18 protein-coding genes are annotated in these 20933 nt (G+C 61.3%); 7 read left to right on the top strand and 11 right to left on the bottom strand.

What is annotated here, in order from left to right:
* Positions 1-23 precede the first annotated feature (23 nt).
* From LZG00_05955 to LZG00_05935, 5 genes are all read right to left on the bottom strand, one after another.
* Positions 24-2039, bottom strand: a complete 2016-nt coding sequence (locus tag LZG00_05955) for a M3 family metallopeptidase (protein MCF3593538.1) — start codon at positions 2037-2039, stop codon at positions 24-26.
* 210 nt (positions 2040-2249) lie between these two features.
* Positions 2250-3308 (bottom strand): molybdopterin-synthase adenylyltransferase MoeB, encoded by a 1059-nt coding sequence (gene moeB, locus LZG00_05950; protein ID MCF3593537.1) that lies wholly within the window; start codon positions 3306-3308, stop codon positions 2250-2252.
* 7 nt (positions 3309-3315) lie between these two features.
* Positions 3316-3771, bottom strand: coding sequence for a dUTP diphosphatase (gene dut / locus LZG00_05945; protein MCF3593536.1), 456 nt, complete (start codon positions 3769-3771; stop codon positions 3316-3318).
* A 52-nt stretch (positions 3772-3823) separates the two neighbouring features.
* Positions 3824-5056: a bifunctional phosphopantothenoylcysteine decarboxylase/phosphopantothenate--cysteine ligase CoaBC gene (gene coaBC, locus LZG00_05940; protein ID MCF3593535.1), complete on the bottom strand. Its 1233-nt coding sequence runs from the start codon at positions 5054-5056 to the stop codon at positions 3824-3826.
* 58 nt (positions 5057-5114) lie between these two features.
* The gene (locus LZG00_05935; protein MCF3593534.1) at positions 5115-5912 is read right to left on the bottom strand and encodes a ChaN family lipoprotein; all 798 of its coding nucleotides are present in this window, start codon (positions 5910-5912) and stop codon (positions 5115-5117) included.
* Positions 5913-5965: 53 nt separating this feature from the next.
* Here LZG00_05935 and cobU point away from each other — a divergent pair, with 53 nt between their 5' ends.
* From cobU to LZG00_05920, 3 genes are all read left to right on the top strand, one after another.
* Positions 5966-6487 (top strand): bifunctional adenosylcobinamide kinase/adenosylcobinamide-phosphate guanylyltransferase, encoded by a 522-nt coding sequence (gene cobU, locus LZG00_05930; protein MCF3593533.1) that lies wholly within the window; start codon positions 5966-5968, stop codon positions 6485-6487.
* The gene (locus tag LZG00_05925) at positions 6484-7056 is read left to right on the top strand and encodes a histidine phosphatase family protein (protein MCF3593532.1); all 573 of its coding nucleotides are present in this window, start codon (positions 6484-6486) and stop codon (positions 7054-7056) included. Before cobU ends, LZG00_05925 begins: the two co-directional genes overlap by 4 nt.
* Before the next feature lie 152 nt (positions 7057-7208).
* Positions 7209-8723, top strand: a complete 1515-nt coding sequence (locus LZG00_05920; GenBank protein ID MCF3593531.1) for a YifB family Mg chelatase-like AAA ATPase — start codon at positions 7209-7211, stop codon at positions 8721-8723.
* On the opposite strand, the gene LZG00_05915 is transcribed toward LZG00_05920, so the two are convergent.
* The 4 genes from LZG00_05915 to rsmI all read right to left on the bottom strand — a co-directional run bounded on the left by LZG00_05915 (position 8689) and on the right by rsmI (position 11936).
* Positions 8689-9600 (bottom strand): alpha/beta hydrolase, encoded by a 912-nt coding sequence (locus tag LZG00_05915; GenBank protein ID MCF3593530.1) that lies wholly within the window; start codon positions 9598-9600, stop codon positions 8689-8691. The two genes, LZG00_05920 and LZG00_05915, sit on opposite strands and share 35 nt — an antisense overlap.
* Positions 9597-10562 carry a glutathione synthase gene (gene gshB, locus LZG00_05910; protein MCF3593529.1) on the bottom strand — a complete coding sequence of 322 codons (966 nt, stop codon included), beginning with the start codon at positions 10560-10562 and terminating at the stop codon, positions 9597-9599. Before gshB ends, LZG00_05915 begins: the two co-directional genes overlap by 4 nt.
* A 61-nt stretch (positions 10563-10623) precedes the next feature.
* Positions 10624-11037 (bottom strand): YraN family protein, encoded by a 414-nt coding sequence (locus LZG00_05905; protein ID MCF3593528.1) that lies wholly within the window; start codon positions 11035-11037, stop codon positions 10624-10626.
* Entirely contained in the window at positions 11034-11936 is a 903-nt protein-coding gene (gene rsmI / locus LZG00_05900) for a 16S rRNA (cytidine(1402)-2'-O)-methyltransferase (GenBank protein ID MCF3593527.1), read from the bottom strand. Before rsmI ends, LZG00_05905 begins: the two co-directional genes overlap by 4 nt.
* 70 nt (positions 11937-12006) lie before the next feature.
* Between rsmI and LZG00_05895 the strand changes: the two genes are divergently transcribed.
* Both LZG00_05895 and LZG00_05890 read left to right on the top strand, forming a co-directional pair.
* The gene (locus tag LZG00_05895; protein ID MCF3593526.1) at positions 12007-13197 is read left to right on the top strand and encodes a penicillin-binding protein activator; all 1191 of its coding nucleotides are present in this window, start codon (positions 12007-12009) and stop codon (positions 13195-13197) included.
* 25 nt (positions 13198-13222) lie between these two features.
* Positions 13223-16012 carry a [protein-PII] uridylyltransferase gene (locus LZG00_05890; protein MCF3593525.1) on the top strand — a complete coding sequence of 930 codons (2790 nt, stop codon included), beginning with the start codon at positions 13223-13225 and terminating at the stop codon, positions 16010-16012.
* A 221-nt stretch (positions 16013-16233) separates the two neighbouring features.
* Here LZG00_05890 and LZG00_05885 read toward each other — a convergent pair whose 3' ends face one another.
* The gene (locus LZG00_05885) at positions 16234-17073 is read right to left on the bottom strand and encodes a hypothetical protein (protein MCF3593524.1); all 840 of its coding nucleotides are present in this window, start codon (positions 17071-17073) and stop codon (positions 16234-16236) included.
* A gap of 196 nt (positions 17074-17269) precedes the next feature.
* On the opposite strand from LZG00_05885, the gene murJ reads away from it, so the two are divergent.
* Complete coding sequence (gene murJ / locus LZG00_05880; GenBank protein ID MCF3593523.1) at positions 17270-18814, top strand: murein biosynthesis integral membrane protein MurJ; 1545 nt, start codon at positions 17270-17272, stop codon at positions 18812-18814.
* 287 nt (positions 18815-19101) lie between these two features.
* Here murJ and LZG00_05875 read toward each other — a convergent pair whose 3' ends face one another.
* The gene (locus LZG00_05875) at positions 19102-19788 is read right to left on the bottom strand and encodes a rhomboid family intramembrane serine protease (protein MCF3593522.1); all 687 of its coding nucleotides are present in this window, start codon (positions 19786-19788) and stop codon (positions 19102-19104) included.
* Between the two features lie 75 nt (positions 19789-19863).
* Here LZG00_05875 and trpS point away from each other — a divergent pair, with 75 nt between their 5' ends.
* Positions 19864-20880, top strand: coding sequence for a tryptophan--tRNA ligase (trpS, locus tag LZG00_05870; GenBank protein MCF3593521.1), 1017 nt, complete (start codon positions 19864-19866; stop codon positions 20878-20880).
* Positions 20881-20933 lie beyond the last annotated feature (53 nt).

Here is a 20933-nt window from a genome sequence, read left to right as displayed (position 1 = left end):
CGCAAAATGCGCGCCCATAGCGCTCACACCCCGGTCAATCCGCGCCCTTCAAGCAGCGCCTCAACCCCCGGAAGCCGCCCGCGAAACCGTTTGTATAGCTCGCCGGCATCCACCGATCCCCCCCTCGACAGGATATTATCCTCCAGCGACCGGGCGATCTCGGCGTCAAATGCCCCGCCTGCCTCTTCAAAGGCGGCAAAGGCATCGGCATCCATCACCTCCGACCACATGTAAGAATAGTAACCCGAGGAATAACCATCACCGGAAAACACATGCGCAAAATGCGGAGTGGCATGACGCATCGTGATTGCATGCGGCAGGCCCAACCCCTTCAAAACCTCCGCCTGGCGCGCCATCACATCGTCGGGCGCCGCCCCATCATGAAACTCCAGATCGACCATCGCCGAGGCAACAAACTCTACCGTCTGGAACCCCTGATCGAAATTCGCCGCCCCCAGAACCTTGTCCAGCATCGCCTCCGGCATCGCCTCGCCGGTATCAACATGGCGGGCAAATTCGCGCAACACCTCCGGCACCTCCAGCCAGTGTTCGAAAAGCTGGCTCGGCAGTTCCACGAAATCGCGCGCCACCGATGTCCCGCTGACGCTCTCATACGTCACATCGCTCAACATCTGGTGCAACGCATGACCAAACTCGTGAAACAGCGTGCGCGCATCATCATAAGACAGCAAACACGGGTTCCCCTTGGCAAAGTTGCACACATTTATCACCACCGGCGCCTGCTCGCGCGGAAAGTTCGCCTGCGCACGCATCGCCGAACACCACGCGCCCGAGCGTTTGCTGCCACGCGCAAAATAATCCCCGATAAACACGGCCACATGCTTGCCGTTCCGCGTCACCTCCCAGGCCCGGCAATCGGGATGATAAAGCGACACGTCCAGCGGCTTGAACTCCAACCCGAACAGCCGGTTTGCACAGGAGAACGCCGCCTCGATCATCGCGTCCAGAGACAGGTAAGGCTTCAGCGCCGCCTCATCCAGATCATGTTCCTGCTGGCGCCGTTTCGCCGCATAATAGCGCCAATCCCAAGCCTCCAACTGCCCGTTCACGCCATCCGCATGCATCATGTCTTCCAGAACCGCGCCGTCTGCCTCGGCCCGTGCCTTGGCCGGTTCCCAGACCGCCATCAACAATTCACGCACCGCGTCCGGCGTCTTGGCCATCTCGGTTTCCAGCTTGAATTGCGCGAAATTGCCATACCCCAGAAGTTTCGCCCGCTCTTCGCGAAGCGCCAGAATCTCGCCCGCAATCGCGCGGTTGTCATGCGCCCCACCATTCGCTCCGCGCGCAGCCCACGCCGCAAACGCCTTCTCGCGCAAATCCCTGCGCGGCGAGAATTGCAAGAACGGCACGATCAATGAACGCGACAGCGTGACAACCGGCCCCTTCGCCCCCTTCTCACGCCCCGCTTCGCGCGCCGCTTCCACAACAAACTCGGGCAACCCTTCCAGATCGCCCTCTTCCAGCTCCATGAACCACGCGCGCTCATCTGCTAACAGGTTCTGCGTAAAGCTCGTGCCCAACTCGGCCAACCGCGCCTTGATCTCTTTCATCCGCGCGTCCTCGGCCCCGCTCAACGCCGCCCCCGATCGCACGAATCCGCGCCGGGTCAACATCAAGACCCGCGCCTGCTCGTCGCTCAGTCCCAAAGTATCGCGCGCCTCCCACACCGCCTCGACCCGCGCGAACAGCGCCTTGTTCGCGGTTACGGCGGCAAAATGCCGGGCCAGCTTGGGTGAAAACTCGCGCTGCAATTCTTCCCGCTTCGGATTGCTGTCGGCGCCCGCCACGGTAAAGAACACGCCCAACACCTTGTCGAGCGCTTCCCCCGCCGACTCCAACGCGCCGATCACGTTGTCAAATCCCGGCGCGGCGTCATTGTCGGCAATCGCCGCAATTTCCGCCTCATGCGCTTTCAGCGCGGCCTCCAGTGCGGGCGCGAAATCCGCGTCGGAAATCCGATCAAACGGTGCCAATTCAAACGGGGTATCCCAATCTTGCAGCAAGGGGTTGGTCATGCGTCTCTCCTGATGTCGCTTGGCCAAGACATAAGCCCCCACGCCTGACATCACAATCCGCCCGCGCGACCACATCGCACACCGGGTTAACCTCTCGGGCGCGCGCGCAATCCCAATTCCCCCGGCAGCCGCCGGGCAGCCGGGGTGTGCACGCTGATCTCCCCCCGATTTTCACAGAGTTTGCCGTCTTAACCCCGCCTTGCGAAATGGTTAACCGGCGCCACCACAGATCGGACAATCCGCCCGCCGTTTCACGGTGATCTTGCGGCTTTCACCCCAAAGCCCGTCGTAAATCATCATTTCACCACGCAGAACATGCCCGGCCCCCGCAATCAACTTGATCGCCTCCAGCGCCATCATCGCCCCGATCACCCCCGGCAGCGGCCCAACGACTCCGGCCTCCGAACAAGACGGTGCCAACCCAGCCGCCGGTGCTTCTGGAAACACGCATTGATAGCAAGGCGCGCCCGCTTTTGGATCAAACACCGAAAGCTGCCCCTCCCATTGCGCAATCGCCCCTGAAATCAACGGCTTACCCGTCGCCACGGCGGCCCGGTTGACCAGGTATCGGGTGTCGGAATTGTCGGTCCCGTCAAGGATCACATCATACTCGGCGAACAGTTCACCCACGATTTCCTCGCTCAATCGCCGCTGATAAGGCCGCACGTCGACAAAGGGATTCACCCCGCGCATCGCCTCCATCGCCGATTGCACCTTGGGGTCTCCGATATCGTCCTGGCGGTGAATGACTTGCCGTTGCAGGTTGCTGGCATCGACCACATCATCATCCACGACCCCGATCCGACCCACCCCCGCCGCAGCAAGATAAAGCAGCGCAGGCGACCCCAGCCCCCCGGCCCCAATCACCAACACCTTGGCACTTTTAAGTTTTTTCTGCCCCGGCCCGCCCAACTCGCGCAACACGATGTGGCGGGCATAGCGCGAAAGCTCGCCTTCCGAAAACGCCCCCGGCTTTGCGTCGCCCGGCGTTTCTGCCTGACTGAACGTCTGCTCCGGCGCACGCGCCCGGAGCCATTTCAGCCCCCGCGCATAGAGCGCCGCCACCAGCGCCCCGGCCCCGATCATCCCCCACAGCACCGGGCTTTCCCCCGTCGCCACGCGCAGGCCATGCCCCGTCGGCAGCACCAAATGCATCACAAACACCGCCAGCCACAAAAGCGCGATCAACGCCCAGACCATGACCCCGGGCCAGCGCATCAAACGCCCGACCACCCAGATCATCACCGCAATGCCAATAACCAGCAGCATCCGCCGTCTATCCCCGCCCGGTTGAGCCGAACCCGCCACCGCCCCGCGCCGTCTCGCTCAACTCGTCAACCAACGAAAACGCCGCCTGCACCACCGGTGCCACAATCAATTGCGCAACCCTGTCACCATGTCTGATCTCAAACGCCGCGTCCCCGGCATTAAGCATGATCACCCCCAACTCACCGCGATAATCGCTGTCAATCGTCCCGGGGCTGTTCACCAACATGATCCCATGCTTCAACGCCAGCCCCGAACGTGGCCGCACCTGCACCTCAAACCCAAGCGGAATTTCCATGCGCAACCCCGTCGGGATCAACGCTCTCGCTCCGGGTGCGAGAACGACAGCCCCCCGATCCGGCAGGTTAGCCCGCACATCCGCACCCGCCGCACCCGGCGTCTCATAGGAAGGAAGCGCCACCTTCTGGTCCGCCCCCTCAACCCAACTCAGCTTCAAGGAAACCACGCCAACCCCTTCATCTTGCTCGAAATATCCCCGCCGGAGGCCCTAAATCTCTTTATCCCAACGCCTCGGCAATCCGCTCCGCCAGCCGCATGGCTACCTCGCCCTTGCCCATGCGCGGCCAGTCTTCAACGCCTGCATCCGAAATCAGATGCACCGCATTCTCCGCCCCGCCCATGATTCCCGTCTCGGGCGAGACATCATTGGCCACGATCCAGTCACACCCCTTACGCTTGCGCTTGGTCGTTGCATTGACGATCACATCGTCGGTTTCGGCGGCAAACCCCACCACCAACGCGGGCCGCCCGCTTTCCATCCGCGAAACACGTTTCAAGATATCCGGGTTCTCGGAAAATTCCAGCACAGGCAATTTCCCCGCCACCTTCTTGATCTTCGACGTCCCCGCCCCGTCCACCCGCCAATCCGCCACAGCCGCCGCAAATACCCCCGCGGCCACTGGCAGCGCCGCTTCCACCGCCGCCAACATCTCGGCGGCACTTTCCACCTCAACTATCTGCACCCCGTTGGGGCGCGCGGCCTCTGCCGGACCGGTGACAAAAACAACCTCGGCCCCCAACGCCGCCAAGGCATTTGCAATCGCCGTGCCCTGCGCCCCCGACGATCGGTTGGCGATATAGCGCACCGGATCAATCGGCTCATGCGTCGGCCCCGAAGTCACCAGAATCCGCTTGCCCTTAAGCGGCCCATCGCTCAATTCAGCTTCAATTGCGGCAACAATTTCCAGCGGTTCGGCCATCCGTCCGGGTCCGAACTCACCGCACGCCATATCACCGGCGTTCGGCCCGACAAACCGCACGCCATCGCCCTTCAATGTCGCGATATTGCGCTGAGTTGCCGGGTGCTCATACATCCGCAAATTCATCGCCGGTGCGGCCAGCACGGGCGTATCGGTGGCCATCAACAACGTCGTGGCCAGATCGTCGGCCTGCCCACCCGCCATCTTGGCCAAAATGTTCGCCGTCGCCGGTGCCACCACCACCAGATCGGCCACTCGGCTGAGCTGGATATGGCCCATCTCGGCCTCGTCTGTCAGATCAAACAGGTCGGTATAGGCCTTCTCGCCCGCCAATGCAGCCACCGACAACGGGGTTACAAACTGCTGCGCGCCGCGTGTCAGTACCGGGGTCACCGATGCGCCACGTTCACGCAATCGCCGGATCAGATCGAGACATTTGTAGGCCGCAATCCCGCCCGAGATGATCAACAGGATGCGTTTCCCCGCCAGTGTCTTGGCAGGTATTTCAGCAGGCGTTTTGGCAGTCATCATGGCCCCCCATTCGGCTCACTTTCCTAGTTACGGGGCTATGAGCGTGAAAACAATGGGGTCACCCCTTCTCAAACGCCCCACACGGGTCTTCGCGTTCCGCCTGCGGGAAGCTCTCCTCAGCGTCAAACTGGCCCTCCCCTTCACCACCTTCCTCAACAAGCCCCATGGCGAAAATGCTGATACCGGGTTGCGCCTTCTCCAACAAAGACGGCACCCCCCAATCCTTGCGCACGTGGCCATTGCCGGTGATCACCACGACAGGCCCGCCTGTCGCCTCAAGCGCCTCCAGCACAGTGCGCGCCAACATAGCATCGCGCAACCGTTGCAATTCAACCATGACTGGCAACATCTCTTTCGGCAAAGCCTCGCAATGGGCCGCATGCTGAAGCGCCTCGCGTGCCTCCTGCTCGTCTTGCGGCAATGCGCTGGTCAACCCAAAACGCGCGGCACCTTCGCCAAAGCTCTCGGGCACACCCTTTTCCATCGCCGCATAGGCTTCATTTCGCGGCACCGCCGCGCCAAGGAACAGCGCCTCTCCACCAGCCTCAAAAACCGGGTAATACATCGAGAAATCAGGCCATCCCGATTCGTCCCAGCTCAACGCGGTTTTCAGCATTTCACTATCCGCGCGCACCTCTGGCACCGCCTTGGCCGCCTGCTCGGATGTGAGCATCTCAAACACCATCGCGCGCGGACGAATCCGTTTCACAAATTCGGCCTGACGCGCGTGAATAACCGCGTTGTCATGCACTTCCCCCAAGAGAACCACATCAGCCTCGGCCATCCCTTTCGGCATCTCGCCTGCCTGCGCCATTCCGGCCAACCCAAGCCAGATCATCATCACCCATCGCACCATGCTTTTCTCGCCTTCTCGCCTCTGCTACCCAAGGCGCAAATAAGGACATTGCGATGCCTGCACAACTCACTCTCGTTCTCGGCGGTATCGCCAGCGGCAAATCGGCCTACGCCGAATCCCTTGTGCATGCCATGGGTCTGCCCATGCTCTATCTCGCCACGGCCCAAGCGTACGACAGCGAAATGAAGGCCAAGATCGAGCGCCATCGTGCCTCTCGCGGTCCCGACTGGACCACCGTTGAAGCCCCGCTTGCTCTCGCCGAAGCCCTTCGCAAAGCCCCCCAGGATCACGCTGTTCTTCTCGATTGCGCGACCCTATGGCTCTCAAATCATCTCCTCGCCGAGCATGATCTCGCGGCCGAACAAGCCGAACTTCTGGCAGCACTTGCCGCCCGCCCCGCCCCTGTTGTGGTGGTCTCCAACGAGGTCGGGCTTGCAGGCGTGGCCGAGAATGCGCTCATGCGACAATTTGCCAACGCCCAAGGTCAGCTCAATCAGGCGCTTGCCGCCCAGGCCGATCACGTCATTCTAATAACCGCCGGCCTGCCGCTCATCCTGAAAGGCGCGCCCTCATGAGGCGTCTGTTCTGGGTTCGTCATGGGCCGACGCACGCAAAATCCATGGTCGGCTGGTCCGATCTGCCTGCCGATCTCTCCGACACGGCCCAGATCGCACGTCTTTCCGAATATCTGCCCCTAACGGCACCGGTGATTTCCTCAGACCTTATTCGCGCCACCGCCACAGCCGACGCAATTGCCCAGGGTCGCCCACGTCTGCCCCACGATCGGCAATTGCGCGAAATGCATTTCGGAGATTGGGAACTCAAACGCCACAACGAAATCGAAGATCAGGCCCACGCCCGCGCCTTCTGGGAAAACCCCGGCGATATCCGCCCCCCACGCGGCGAAAGCTGGAACGATGTCACCACCCGCGTAAACGCCGCAGTGTCCCGAATTTTTAGGGAACATTCCTCTCCCGACATCATCGCCGTCGCACATTTCGGCGTGATCCTGACGCAGTTGCAACAGGCGCTCCGACTTGAGGCCACTGCGGCCTTCTCGCACAAGATCGACAATCTCTCGGTCACCGAACTTCATTTCGACCAGGACCAATGGCGCGCAATACGGTTTAATCACCTTCCGTGATGGCTGCCCACGCATGTCTCATTGCCGCTTGCCCAGTCCATTTCATGCAGCCAGCGTATGTGTGGCTCTTGCAGATGAGGTCGCGTTAACCATTCATCAACCATCTGCGCGCTAGACATTAACCAAGTTTAATGTCCGGCTCAGGGGAAGTCATGGTTTCGCGCGCCTATACAGTCGCCTTTGAGGGCGTCGTGGCCCGGTCTGTCGAGGTGCAATGCGCCGTCACCCCCGGTCTCCCCGCGTTCTCTATCGTCGGCCTTCCCGACAAAGCGGTCAGCGAAGCACGCGACCGGGTGCGCACCGCGCTCTCTTCGCTCTCCATCGCGCTGCCGTCAAAACGCATAACGGTCAATCTCTCGCCCGCCGACCTGCCCAAAGAGGGCAGCCATTATGACCTGCCGATCGCCCTCGCACTTCTGGCCGCGCTCGAAATCATTCCCGGCGATGCAACCGAGGCGGTCACGGCACTGGGCGAGTTGTCGCTCGATGGCTCCCTGGTTCCCGTGCTCGGCGCCCTGCCCGCCGCCATGTCGGCTGCCGAACAGAACCGCACGTTGATTTGCCCGCGCGCGTCCGGCGCCGAAGCGGCATGGGTCGGGGGCGCGCTGGTGCTGGCTCCTAAGTCCCTGTCCGACGTGGTGCGCCACTTTACCGGTCAGTCACCGCTTGCCCCCGCCGAACCGGGTGAAGTTCTGGCCGACCCGCAGCAGCGCGACCTGCGGGACGTGAAGGGACAGGAACGCGCCAAACGCGCGCTTGAAATCGCAGCTGCCGGACGCCATCACTTGATCATGGTCGGCTCGCCTGGTTCCGGCAAATCCATGCTCGCCGCGCGCATCCCCTCGATCCTGCCACCGCTCAACCCGACCGAAGCGTTGGAAACCTCGATGATCCATTCCCTCTCCGGGTTGCTGGACGAGGGCGGCATCTCGCGCACACGCCCGTTCCGCGAACCCCATCACACCGCCTCGATGGCCGCCATTGTCGGCGGCGGGCGCACCGCCCGCCCCGGCGAGATCAGCCTCGCACATAACGGCGTGCTCTTTATGGACGAATTCCCAGAGTTTCCCCGCACCGTTCTGGAAACCCTGCGCCAACCGATTGAGACTGGCGAAATCGTGGTCTCTCGCGCCAACGCCCATATGCGTTATCCTTGTAAATTCATGCTGGTCGCCGCCGCAAACCCTTGTAAATGCGGCTATCTTTCCGACCCAAACCGCGCCTGTGCGCGTGTCCCACAATGTGGCGAAGACTATCTGGGCCGCATCTCAGGGCCCCTGATGGACCGCTTCGATCTGCGCATCGAAGTGCCGCCCGTGGCCTATAGCGATCTCGATTTGCCACCCTCGGGCGAAGGCTCAGCCGAAGTGGCCGCGCGCGTGGCAGCAGCCCGCAAGGTCCAAGAGAGCCGTTATTCACAGTCTTCAACAGCGCAACTCAACTCCGATGCCGAAGGCGAGTTGCTGGAAGAAATCGCCACCCCCGATTCCCAAGGCCGCGAGTTGTTGATCAAAGTGGCCGAACGCATGGGGCTAACGGCGCGTGGCTACCATCGCGTGCTGCGCGTCGCCCGCACCATCGCCGATCTTGACGGCTCATCGGATGTGCGTCACCCGCATGTCGCCGAAGCGGTCAGCTTCCGGCTGATGGCTCTGAAAGAGCAGTGATCCACTCCGCCAGATCATCCAACGTCGCGTTCGCCTCTGGCATCAGGCGTTGAAACATTGGCCAGACATGCGGCAAATCTCGCTCAATAATTTGCGTTACCGCAACACCCTGTTCAATCAGATGCATCGCCATACGCCGCGTGTCATCAAGCAGGATTTCGCTATCCCCCGCAGAAATCCAAACCGGACCAGCGCCCGAAAACCGTGCAAACAGCGGCGAAGCGCGCGGATCTGTCGGATCAGCCCCGGCCAGATACATCTCTTCCATGTCGCGCGCCCGCGACACCGGCAACATCACATCTGCGCGGGCATTCTCAATAAACGACTCGCCCGAAAACGTCATGTCCGTCAGCGGTGAAAATGCAAACGTCCCCGCCGGCTGCGGCAAACCTCGGGCGCAGATTTCGCCCAGCAACGCCAAGACCAACCCGCCCCCCGCACTGTCGCCCCCCATAGCGATCCGGCTCGACGGGCCCTCATCACAAAGCGCCGTGTAGACGGCCAGCGCATCCTCGATCGCCCCCGGAAACGGGTGTTCAGGTGCCTTGCGGTAATCCGGCAGCCACGCCACACGCCCGGTCAACGCCGACAACCGCGCCAGCATCGCCTTGTGGGACGCGGGCGACCCCATCACATAGCCGCCACCATGGAAATAAAGCAGCACTCTGTCTTCGCGCGCCCCCGGACCGCTGACCTTCAGGGTCGGCACGCCCGCCAGCGCCTCCGGCTCATAGCGGCTGCCGCGCGGACCATGAAACAACAGCCGCGCGCTGCGCTCAAACCCCCGGCGCAATTCTTCTGGCGCTTCGGTTCGACGCAGGCGGCGCTTTTCAAACAATCGCAGGCTGATGTTAATCAGACGTGCGCGCAAACTCATGCGCGTTTGGCCTCGATCACGTCCCAGATTTTCGCCGCCACGTTGATACCGTCGAACCGCTCCAACTCCTGAATACCGGTCGGCGAGGTCACGTTGATTTCGGTCAGATAGTCGCCAATCACGTCGATACCGACAAACACCTGGCCCTTTTCGCGCAAAAGCGGGCCAATGCGGGCGCAGATATCCTGATCACGCTGGCTTAGCCCGATCTTCTCGGGGCGCCCGCCGACATGCATGTTTGAGCGGGTCTCGCCCGCCGCCGGTACCCGGTTGATTGCGCCGACCGGTTCGCCATCCACCAAAATCACCCGCTTGTCGCCATTGCTGACATCGGGCAGGAATTTCTGCGCGATCAGCGGCTCACGTGAAAAGCTGGTGAAGAGCTCGTGCAGCGAACTGAGGTTGCGGTCAGTCTCGGTCAGACGAAACACCCCGGCGCCGCCATTGCCATAAAGCGGCTTGAGGATGATGTCGCCATGGGTGTCCTTGAAGGCGCGAATAGTGTCGAGATCACGCGCAATCGTGGTTGGCGGTGTCAGGTCAGGGAAATCGAGCACCAACAGCTTCTCGGGATAATTGCGCACCCAGAACGGATCGTTGACCACGAGCGTTTTCGGGTGAATCCGATCAAGCAGATGCGTGGTGGTGATATAGAACATGTCAAACGGCGGATCCTGACGCAGCCAGACGACATCAAACTCGGACAGGTCGACATCTTGCTGCTCACCCAGACGGAAATGATCGCCCTTCACCCGCTGCACCTCCAGCGGCCATCCCCGCGCCATCACCCGTCCCTCACGAAAGGACAAATGCTCGGGCGTGTAATAAAACAGCGAATGCCCCCGCGCCTGCGCCTCCTCAGCCAGCCGAAAACTGCTGTCGGCATCAATATTGATCGGTCCGATCGGGTCCATCTGAAAGGCGATTCTAAGCGCGGTCTTGGGCTTGGTGGCTACGGTCATTCAGGTCATCCTCGGGCTTGAGCTTCCTTCTTCATGGCGCAACCCCGCATTCGGTGCAACGTCAGAACGCGCCGAAGGCATTCTCTATGATCCGGATCACCCCGCGCCCATCCACAAGCGCCACATCAAAACGCGTCTCACTCAGCTGCCCTTGGTCCATATGCGACAGGTATTCTTCCGCCGCACCATAGATTCGCGCCATCTGCCGCGCCGTCAGGCTTTCGGCGGCACGTTCGAAACTGCTGCTTTGCTTGACCTCGACAAACACCAGCGCCTCACCATCGCGCATCACCAGATCAATCTCACCGCGCTGACCACGCCAGCGCTGCTGCACCTGCGTCATTCCGCGTCGCGCATACTCCTGCGCCACCTGCTCCTCTGCGGCAAGACCCGCACAATAGGCCCGCTTGCCGCGCACCCGCCGCGTCGCCACAGCAGAACCGTGAGATTTCGCCACCGGAAAATGCGCTGTCATTCGTCAACGTCCCCTGTCTCTTCCCCCGCCTTGGCCAATTCCAACGCTCGTTGGTATACAGCGCGCCGTTTCAAACCGCTTTTTGCCGCCACCGCGTCCGCTGCATCCCGCACCGACATAGAATCAAGCGCCCGCCGCACCTCTGAGTCCAAATCAAAATCACTAATTTTCGATGAATTTCCCCGCCCCACCAGGAAAACAATTTCCCCTTTCAGCACCCGCTGCGCAGTCAGTTCAGCCAATTCCTCCAGACTTCCGGTCAATACTTCTTCGAACTTCTTGGTCAACTCACGACAGATCGCGCCCTGTCGTTGCGCCCCCAACACCTGAACCGCATCGGCCAGCGTCGCTGCTATCCGGTGTGGCGATTCGTAAAAAATCAGGGTGCCGGGCACCTCGCTCAATTCGCCAAGCGCGGTTTTCCGCTTGCCTTTGGTGTTTGGCAGAAACCCGGCAAAGAAAAAACGATCCGTCGGCAACCCGGCCAATGTCAACGCCGTGATCGCCGCCGAAGGCCCCGGCGCCGAGGTCACCGCAACCCCCTGATCGCGCGCCGCGCGCACCAGATCGAACCCCGGGTCCGACACCATCGGCGTGCCTGCCTCCGAGGCATAGAGCACCGATTTTCCTTCCCCCAAAGCCTGCATCAGCCGTGTCCGCGTGCCCTCACCGCTGTGATCGTGATAGGCGACCAACGGACGACTGCCCAGGGCAATGCCATGAATCTCCAGCAGCCGCCGCATGCTGCGGGTGTCCTCGGCCGCGATCACATCTGCCGCCGCCAGCAGATCCAGCGCCCTGAGTGTAATGTCGCGTGCCGACCCGATCGGCGTCGCAATCAGATACAGCCCGGGGGCAAGTTTACTCGGCTCGAAATTCACCACTGGACCCCGCATCATGGACGTTTATTATTCCCATCACCCTTCCGCCTTGTCCGGGCGGACCCTTTGAGTGAGCGAGAGGTTTTGCATGTTTGCTGTTTTGTCCCCGATCCGCAAGTCCGCTGCGCGCCTGACGGCGCTTGCTGCGATCCTCTGGCTCGCTGCATGTGAGCCGATCTCGCTCGGCGGCGGTGTCGCCTCCGGCGGCGGCCCAAGCATCAATCCTTCCGCACCGGTTCCCGTGGCGCTACTCCTGCCGCGCGGTTCGGGCAGCAACAGCGATGAATTTCTTGCCAAAAGCCTTGAAGACGCCGCCCGTTTGGCGATCGCCGATCTCGACGGGGTGATGATCGACCTGCGCGTCTATGCCACGGCGGGCAATGCCGGCACTGCTCAGGCCGCCGCGGCCCAGGCCGTGGCCGATGGCGCCAAGATCATCCTCGGTCCGGTCTTTGGCGAAGCCGCCAACGCCGCAGGAGTCGCCGCCGCCCCCAAAGGCGTCAACGTTCTGGCGTTCTCCAACAACCCCACCATCGCGGGCGGCAACGTCTTCGTGCTTGGCCCGACGTTTGAAAATACCGCGACCCGCCTTGCCGGATACGCCGTGCGCCAGGGCAAGGGCCGCATCCTCGTCGTGCATTCGCAGAACCTCGCCGGAGAGCTTGGCAGCCGCGCCATTCAATCGGCCGTCGCGCGCACCGGCGCCACCATGGCGGGCACCGTTTCTTACGAGTTCAGCCAGCAAGGCGTTGTCGCCGCCATGCCCCGTATCAAGGCCGCTGCCGCCTCAGGTCAGGCCAACGCGATCTTCCTCACCGCCAACACTGCGGGGGCCCTGCCGCTTTTCGCACAGATGTTGCCCGAAGCCGGTCTCAGCCCCGCGACCACGCAATATATCGGCCTTTCCCGTTGGGACATCCCGCCGCAAACGCTGGAGCTTCCGGGCGTTCAGGGGGGCTGGTTCGCCATGCCCGACCCGCGCAAGGATCAGGCCTTCCGCGCCCGCTACAATTCCGCTTACGGCACCGATCCGCATCCCATCGCCGCACTTGGCTATGACGGCATCGCCGCCATTGGCGCGCTGGTCAAATCCGGCAAGTCGAATGCGCTGACCGGGGCTGCGCTAACCCAGGGCGCGGGCTTCCAGGGTGCCACCGGTATCTTCCGCCTGCGCCCCGATGGCACCAACGAACGCGGCCTCGCCGTGGCTCAGATCCGTGATCGCAAAGTCGTCGTGGTCGATCCTGCGCCCGCCTCGTTTGGCGGCGCAGGTTTCTGATGCTGGTGATTGATGCAGGTCTCTGATGCAGACCTTTGATTCTGGCAGCCTGATGCCCGGGCCGGTCGATCCGCCTTATGATCTGATCTGCCCGGCGGATGCGATATTCGACCGCGCCGCGATCGCCCAGACCCTTGGCGAAGCCTGCAGCAAAGCCAGCGATGAAGCCGCCCTGCGCCCGGAAGTGGTGCGCATCCTCGGCGATGCGCGCGACGCCGGGATGGCGCAAATCCAGGCCGCGTTTGAGGCCGAACCTTTCAAGGCTGACCCGACAATCCGCGCTTATACCTGGCTGACTGACTGCATCGTCGCCGCCACCTATCAGGTTGCCACAACCCGATTGCACCCCTTGCCCAATCCGACCGAGGGCGAGCGCCTATCGCTGCTGGCCGTAGGCGGTTATGGCCGTGGCGATATGGCCCCGGCCTCGGATATCGACCTCCTGTTCCTCACCCCGCGCAAAATCACCCCATGGGCCGAAAGCGTGATCGAATCCATGCTCTACGTGTTCTGGGACATGCACCTGAAAGTCGGCCACGCCAGCCGCACGGTAAACGATTGCCTGCGGCTCGGGCGCGAGGATTACACCATTCGCACCGCGCTCCTCGAACAGCGTTACCTCGTCGGCGACGCCAATCTCGCCGTCCAATTGCAGGAAACCCTGCGCACCGAGCTTTTCAAGGGCACGGCGCATGCGTTCATCGAGGCCAAACTTGCCGAACGCGACGCACGCCACCTCAAACAGGGCGAGCGTTACGTGGTCGAACCCAACGTCAAGGAGGGCAAAGGCGGTTTGCGCGACCTGCAATCGCTCTTCTGGATTGCGAAATACATGTACGATGTGCGTGACGTCGATGATCTGGTCCGCCTCAAGGTGTTCACGCCCGAAGAACTGGCGATGTTCGAAGAAGCCGAAAATTTCATCTGGGCCGTGCGCTGCCATTTGCACCTCGCCTCTGGGCGCGCCAACGAAAAACTCAGCTTCGACATGCAGGTCCAGATGGCCGAACGCATGGGGTATCAAGATCGCGGCGGGCGCCGCGCTGTCGAACACTTCATGCAGGATTACTTCCGCCACGCCACCCTTGTGGGCGATCTGACCCGGATCGTCCTGACCAAGCTGGAGGCGGTCAACGCCAAGAATGAACCCCTGCTCGAGCGGCTTTTCAAACGCCGCCGCAAACTCAAAGACGGCTACAAGATCGTGCATGGCCGTCTGGCGATCCAGAACCAGCGCAAGTTTCTTGCCGATCCGGTCAATATCCTGCGACTGTTTGAGGAAGGCCTGCGCACCGGCATGCTGATCCACCCGGACGCCATGCGTCTTGTCACGGCCAATCTTGACAAGATCGACGACGCGATGCGTGAAAATAAGGAAGCCACCCGCATCTTCCTCGACCTGCTGCTGAAACACGGCAACCCCGAACGCGCCCTGCGCCGGATGAACGAACTCGGCGTGCTTTCCGCCTTCATCCCCGAATTCGAGCCGATCGTGGCGATGATGCAATTCAACATGTATCACGCCTACACGGTGGACGAGCATACCATTCAGGTGATCTCGAATTTCAACCGGATCGAACAGGGCGAGTTGCAAGAAGAACTGCCGGTCGCCACGGAAATCCTGCGTTCGGGGATCAATCGCAAGGTGCTGATGGTGGCGATGTTGTGCCACGATATCGGCAAGGGGCGCGCGGTGGATCATTCGGTGCTGGGGGCGCAGATTTCGCGCAGTATCACGCGCCGTCTGCGGCTTTCCAAAGCCGATTGCGAAACCGTGGAATGGTTGGTGCGCTATCACCTCCTGATGTCGGACATGGCCCAGAAACGCGATATCGCCGATCCGCGCACGGTGCGCGATTTCGCCAAGGCGGTCGGCTCGGTCAAACGCCTCGACCTTCTGCTTTTGCTGACCGTCTGCGATATTCGCGGCGTCGGCCCGAATACGTGGAACAACTGGAAAGCGGTGCTGTTGCGCGCGCTCTATCGCCAGACACGGCGCGCCCTCGAAGACGGTATGGAAGCCCTCAGCCGCGAGGTGCGCGGCACCGAGGCCAAGAAAGCCCTGCGCGCCGCCCTGCCCGATTGGGACAAGGCCGACCTCAAGCTTGAAACCTCGCGGCATTATCCGCCCTATTGGCAGGGCCTGCATTCCACGGCACATGTTGTCTTTGCGCGCCTGCTCAAGGATCTACAGGACAACGAAGTGCGCATCGATCTGCACCCTGATGAAGACCGCGACGCCACCCGCGCCTGTTTCGTGATGGCCGACCATCCGGGCATTTTCAGCCGGATGTGTGGCGCTTTGGGCCTTGTCGGGGCCAATATCGTTGATGCGCGCACCTTCACGTCAAAAGACGGCTTCGCCACCGCTGCCTTCTGGATTCAGGACGCCGAAGGCCACCCTTATGAAATGCGCAAACTCAAACGTCTGGAACAGATGATCCACAAGACGCTGAGCGGGGAAGTGCTCACCGGCGACGCGATCATCACCCGTGACAAGATCAAGAAACGCGAACGCGCCTTCCGCGTGCCCACCACCATCACCTTCGACAATGAAGGCTCCGAAATCTACACCATCATCGAGGTCGACACCCGCGACCGCCCCGGCCTGCTCTATGACCTGACCCGCACGCTGGCCAACAGCAATGTCTACATCGCCTCGGCGGTGATCGCGACCTTCGGCGAACAAGTGGTCGACAGCTTTTATGTCAAGGACATGTTCGGCCTGAAATTCCATTCCGAAACGAAACAGAAATCTCTGGAAAAGAAACTCCGCGAGGCGATCACGCGCGGCGTGGAACGCGCCTCGGCATGATGCCCGATGGGTATCTCTGACAGGCTTGAAGCGCCGACTGGCCCGCTTGCAAGCGTCCACGTCAGACCCCAGTCAAGCGCGAAGACCGCCTCACCGCAATGCCGGGCGCGTTAAAGCAGGGTTATGGCCAAATAGGCATGGACTGGACGCCGAAGGGATAGACCTGTCTGGCAACGACATCTGCATCACCGACAATGTTCGATTGGAATTCAACACCCCCTTCAAGGTAACGGGAACCGAACCCCCGACACATCGGCGATAAAAAACGGGAAATACGCATCGGTGCCAAAGAAATTGCCCGCCTCCACATGCATCGGCACCCGAAATCCCTGCACCTCCTGAAAATCTGATAGAAATCCACCGAAAGGTTGCAGGCGGTGCACGCCCTCGGGGTTTGCATTGCTCCAGCGTTGGAACTGCACAACGATCGGGCGACCCGCCGCATCCACAGTGACATCCACGGATTGCGAGACGCCGTCATGAATCATGGTGAACCGCGCGGTGTTTTCGTCCACAGCTTCCCAAGTCACATTCGGCCCCGGCAACAACGCCGCAGGTGTCCAGAATGCGGCCTCGGCCACATACCGTCCAAAGGCCGATCTTGTGTGGTCCAAATTGCCTCCAAACCGGGCCACCGGTGCCAATCCGGCCAGCCAGAACCGCGTCCAGCGTCCGCTGTCTGATCCGGCCATTCTCATCAACCCGGACCCACCCGACATCCTCCACACAAAACCGACTGGCGCCGCAAGTACCTGCGACGCCGTCATATCCATGTAATTGGGGGCGTCTTTTGTGCCGAGGCTGAATTGCCCTGCCATCTCAATTTCCGCAACAGTAAACAGCGGCGTGCCTTCGATGATGGCAAAGGTGAAATACCTGCGGGCCGGTTCCGGCAGACCGGCGATCATGCTGGCTGTGAACTTGCTCGGATCAACGGGCTGTTCGCCACGCAGTCGATTCATCTCCGACAGATCAGCCCGGTAATCCGCCAACCGCCAAATGCTCAATACAACTGCGACAAGCACGAGACAGACAACAAGGATAGAAATCAGTTTTATCATTAGTCCTCCTGCGCGATTTCCAACGTCACCTAAAGCTACCAGCAAGTTGCTTTTAAGATGCGGACGTAAGCTGAAACAAGGGTATCCGTCAAAACGGTCCCTCACCCACCATTCAAAAACGCCCGTTCCCCCCTTACCTGCAAACCGCTATAAGCCTCATCAAAACGGCCCCGCACCCCATTAGGCTTGAGCAGACATGAAACCCATCCGCCTCGTTTCCGGCTTCCTCACCGTGGGCTTCTGGACTTTGATGAGCCGAATCCTCGGCTTCGTGCGCGAGATCATGATCCTGGCGCTGATCGGCCCCGGCCCGGTGATGGACGCTTTTGTCGCCGCCTTCCGCCTGCCCAACATGTTCCGCCGCTTCTTTGCCGAGGGCGCGTTCAACGCCGCCTTTGTGCCGATGTTTTCCAAACGCTACGAAGCGGGCGATAATCCGCAGGGCTTCGCCCAAGAGGCCTTCAACGGCCTCGCGCTGATCGTCATGGCGCTCACCGCGCTGGCGATGATCTTCATGCCCGGATTTGTCTGGCTCACCGCCGAGGGTTTCTCGGGTGATGCCCGATTTGATCTGACCGTCGGCTATGGCCGCGTGGTCTTTCCCTACATTCTCTTCATGTCGCTCTCGGCGCTGTTTTCCGGCGTGCTGAACGCCACTGGCCGCTTTGCCGTGGCCGCCGCCGCGCCCGTTCTGCTCAATATCTTCGTGGTCTGCGCCATGGCCCTGGCGGTCTGGCTCGGCCAGGAGGTGATCTTGTGGCTGGTCTGGACCGTGCCTCTGGCGGGTATCGCCCAACTCGCGCTGGTCTGGTTCGCTGCATCGCGCGCCGGGATCAAGATCACACCGGGCCGCCCGCGCTGGACCCCTGAGATGAAACACCTCGTCGCGGTCGCCCTTCCCGCAGCGCTCAGCTCGGGCGTCATGCAAATCAACCTTCTGGTCGGCCAACAGGTTGCCTCGCGCACCGAATCCGCCGTCAGCTGGCTGTTTGCCGCCGACCGGCTCTATCAATTGCCGCTCGGGGTTGTCGGCATCGCGGTGGGCATTGTTCTGTTGCCCGACCTCTCGCGCCGCCTGCGCGACGGTGACGCCCCCGGATCGCGCGATGCGTTCTCGCGCGCGGGCGAGATTTCGCTGGCCCTAACCATCCCCTCGGCCGTGGCGCTGATGGTGATCCCGATGCCGCTGGTCTCGGTGCTGTTTGAGCGTGGCGCGCAAACCTCAGACGACAGCGCGGCCATCGCTCTGGCCACCGCGATCTATGGTCTTGGCCTGCCTGCTTTCGTGCTGCAACGGGTGTTGCAGCCACTCTATTTCGCCCGCGAAGACACCCGCACCCCATTCCGCTTTGCGCTCTGGGCGATGGTGATCAATGCGGCGGTGGCCATCGGTTTTCACCCCTATATCGGCTGGGTCGCACCGGCCATCGCCACCACCCTCGCGGGCTGGGCCATGGTCTTGCTGCTGATGCGGGGCACAAAGCCAATGGGCGATATGGCCCGGTTTGACGACCGCTTCAAACGCCGCTTGTGGCGCATCATTCTGGCTTCAGGTGTGATGGGCGTCGTGCTCTGGGGCGTGAACCTTCTGCTCGGGCCGCTGATCACCGCGACCGGCTGGCGGTATCTGGCGCTGCTCATCCTGGTGGGTTCGGGAATGGTCAGCTATTTCCTCTCAGGTCAACTCCTCGGCGCCTTCGCGCTGCGTGACTTTCGCGACGCCCTGCGGCGCGGCGGCTGATCCCATATCTGAGGTCTTGCGCTGCGCTTTGCGCATCGCGGGGGGCGCCTCGCTTCGCTCGGCGCAATCTGGCTCAGTGTGCGGCGCTCAACAGGCGAAACCAGCGTGTGAAAAACGGTTGTATTTGGATATTTTTAGCAAGATGAAACGGATAGGCGTGCGCCGCATTAACTTAATTTCGCGTTCATCCGTTCGTTGGCGTATGTCATACGCCTTGCAGCCGAAAGTCAGCCGCGGATCACCCCCCCGATTTTCAGAGCAGAGCGCCCGTTAACCGCGCTGCACGCCTAATCGTGACGCAGGCGTGCGCGCAGTCGCATCCAGCCGCCCGGGCTGACGACAAAGGAGAGCAGGAAGCCAGTAAAAAAGCCTGCAATATCCGCCACCCAATCGGTTCGCGCCCCGAACAGGACGCCGAAGATCAGTTGTATCGCCATCAGGAAACCGATCAACGCAAAGGCGCGCCATTGGTTGTCTCCACTTTGACCCAAGCGCAACCACAGGACATAGGAAAACGCCCCGATCAGCCCGTAAACACCAGGAAATGCGCCGTATAAGTAACTGTTATCATTAAGTAACAGCCCCCAGACAAAGGCCCCGCCGATGCCTGAGCCAAGGAACACCACGGCCACCGCCCAGCCGGCAAAAACCTCGCCGACAAACTTGCCCAGCGCCAAGAGCATCACCCCGGCCACCAGCATGTGCGTGAAGCTGCCATGCAGGAAAAGGAAGCTGACAAAGCGCACAACATGTTCGCCCGGCCATTGTCCATTTTCCCACATCCAGTCAAACACCGCACCGCTAAAGCCATACTCCTGCACTGCTGCCGCGCGCCAGCCGACCGCCTGGGGGCCGCCGACAAACCCCTGATTTCCAAGTGAAAATGCGATCTCTATTCCCAGCATGACGAGGAAGAAAACCACCACGACGGGACTGATCGGGTTGACCGGGCTGATATTGGGATTGCTGCTCATGGGCCTGCTTTGCTTGACGGGGCTTTCCCCCATGGGTAAGCCAGCCGCAGCCATAAATCCAGACGGAGAAACAGCATGACAGAGGCGGCATTCACGCCCCGCGTCTTTTCGGGCATCCAGCCCTCGGGAAACCTTCATCTGGGCAATTACCTCGGAGCGCTCAAACGTTTCGCGGAGTCCCAGAACAGCGGCATTGAATCCGTCTTCTGCATGGTCGACATGCATGCCATCACTGTCTGGCAGAATCCTGACGATCTGCGCAACGCCACGCGCGAGCTGGCTGCGGGCTTCATCGCCTCGGGGATCGACCCGGAAAAATCCATTCTTTTCAACCAGTCGCAAGTGGCCGAACACGCCCAGCTGGCCTGGGTCTTTAACTGTGTAGCCCGCATGGGCTGGATGCAGCGCATGACCCAGTGGAAGGACAAGGCCGGCAAGAACCAGCAGAACGCATCGCTGGGGCTGTTCGCATACCCGTCCCTGATGGCGGCCGACATTCTGGTCTATCACGCCACCCATGTGCCGGTTGGCGAAGATCAAAAGCAACACCTTGAGCTGACCCGCGACATCGCCATCAAGTTCAATCACGACTACCAAGTCGATTTCTTCCCGATCACCGAGCCCGTCATCGAAGGCGCCGCAACGCGAGTCATGTCGCTGCGCGATGGCTCAAAGAAAATGTCAAAATCCGACACCTCGGATGCCAGCCGGATCAACCTGACCGATGACGCCGACACTATCGCCAAGAAGATCCGCAAGGCCAAGACCGACCCCGAAGCGCTGCCCTCGGAAGCCAAGGGATTGGAAGACCGTCCCGAAGCACGCAATCTTGTGAATATTTACGCGGCCTTCTCGGATCAGAGCGTGGATGACGTGCTGCGCGATGTCGGAGGCAAGCAATTTTCCGAGTTCAAACCGATGCTGGCCGATCTGGCCGTCGAAAAACTGGCACCGATTTCAAGCGAAATGGGGCGCCTCATGAACGACACAGCCGAGATCGATCGCATCCTTGGTGCGGGCGCTGCACGCGCGCGCGCCATCGCAGCGCCAATTCTCCAGCGCACTTACGATATCATAGGTATGGTGCGCTAGGCGACATCGCGTAGGATGGGCATTCTACCCAGTCTCCATTCTCCCAACATCAA

The sequence above is a fragment of the Rhodobacteraceae bacterium LMO-JJ12 genome (assembly GCA_021555075.1).
Lineage (GTDB): Bacteria > Pseudomonadota > Alphaproteobacteria > Rhodobacterales > Rhodobacteraceae > JAKGBX01.
The sequence above is the reverse complement of the archived record's forward strand: the minus strand, read 5'-3'. Positions and strand labels throughout refer to the sequence as shown.

Bases quoted from the DNA above. Each gene is read 5' to 3' on its own strand.
- coaBC (MCF3593535.1), bottom strand. From the start codon at position 5,056: ATGATGACTGCCAAAACGCCTGCTGAAATACCTGCCAAGACACTGGCG.
- LZG00_05895 (MCF3593526.1), top strand. From the start codon at position 12,007: ATGTTTGCTGTTTTGTCCCCGATCCGCAAGTCCGCTGCGCGCCTGACG.
- murJ (MCF3593523.1), top strand. From the start codon at position 17,270: ATGAAACCCATCCGCCTCGTTTCCGGCTTCCTCACCGTGGGCTTCTGG.
- LZG00_05875 (MCF3593522.1), bottom strand. From the start codon at position 19,788: ATGAGCAGCAATCCCAATATCAGCCCGGTCAACCCGATCAGTCCCGTC.
- LZG00_05885 (MCF3593524.1), bottom strand. From the start codon at position 17,073: ATGATAAAACTGATTTCTATCCTTGTTGTCTGTCTCGTGCTTGTCGCA.
- LZG00_05905 (MCF3593528.1), bottom strand. From the start codon at position 11,037: ATGACAGCGCATTTTCCGGTGGCGAAATCTCACGGTTCTGCTGTGGCG.
- cobU (MCF3593533.1), top strand. From the start codon at position 5,966: ATGCCTGCACAACTCACTCTCGTTCTCGGCGGTATCGCCAGCGGCAAA.
- LZG00_05935 (MCF3593534.1), bottom strand. From the start codon at position 5,912: ATGGTGCGATGGGTGATGATGATCTGGCTTGGGTTGGCCGGAATGGCG.
- LZG00_05915 (MCF3593530.1), bottom strand. From the start codon at position 9,600: ATGAGTTTGCGCGCACGTCTGATTAACATCAGCCTGCGATTGTTTGAA.
- trpS (MCF3593521.1), top strand. From the start codon at position 19,864: ATGACAGAGGCGGCATTCACGCCCCGCGTCTTTTCGGGCATCCAGCCC.
- LZG00_05925 (MCF3593532.1), top strand. From the start codon at position 6,484: ATGAGGCGTCTGTTCTGGGTTCGTCATGGGCCGACGCACGCAAAATCC.
- LZG00_05955 (MCF3593538.1), bottom strand. From the start codon at position 2,039: ATGACCAACCCCTTGCTGCAAGATTGGGATACCCCGTTTGAATTGGCA.
- gshB (MCF3593529.1), bottom strand. From the start codon at position 10,562: ATGACCGTAGCCACCAAGCCCAAGACCGCGCTTAGAATCGCCTTTCAG.
- rsmI (MCF3593527.1), bottom strand. From the start codon at position 11,936: ATGATGCGGGGTCCAGTGGTGAATTTCGAGCCGAGTAAACTTGCCCCC.
- LZG00_05920 (MCF3593531.1), top strand. From the start codon at position 7,209: ATGGTTTCGCGCGCCTATACAGTCGCCTTTGAGGGCGTCGTGGCCCGG.
- LZG00_05890 (MCF3593525.1), top strand. From the start codon at position 13,223: ATGCAGACCTTTGATTCTGGCAGCCTGATGCCCGGGCCGGTCGATCCG.
- moeB (MCF3593537.1), bottom strand. From the start codon at position 3,308: ATGCTGCTGGTTATTGGCATTGCGGTGATGATCTGGGTGGTCGGGCGT.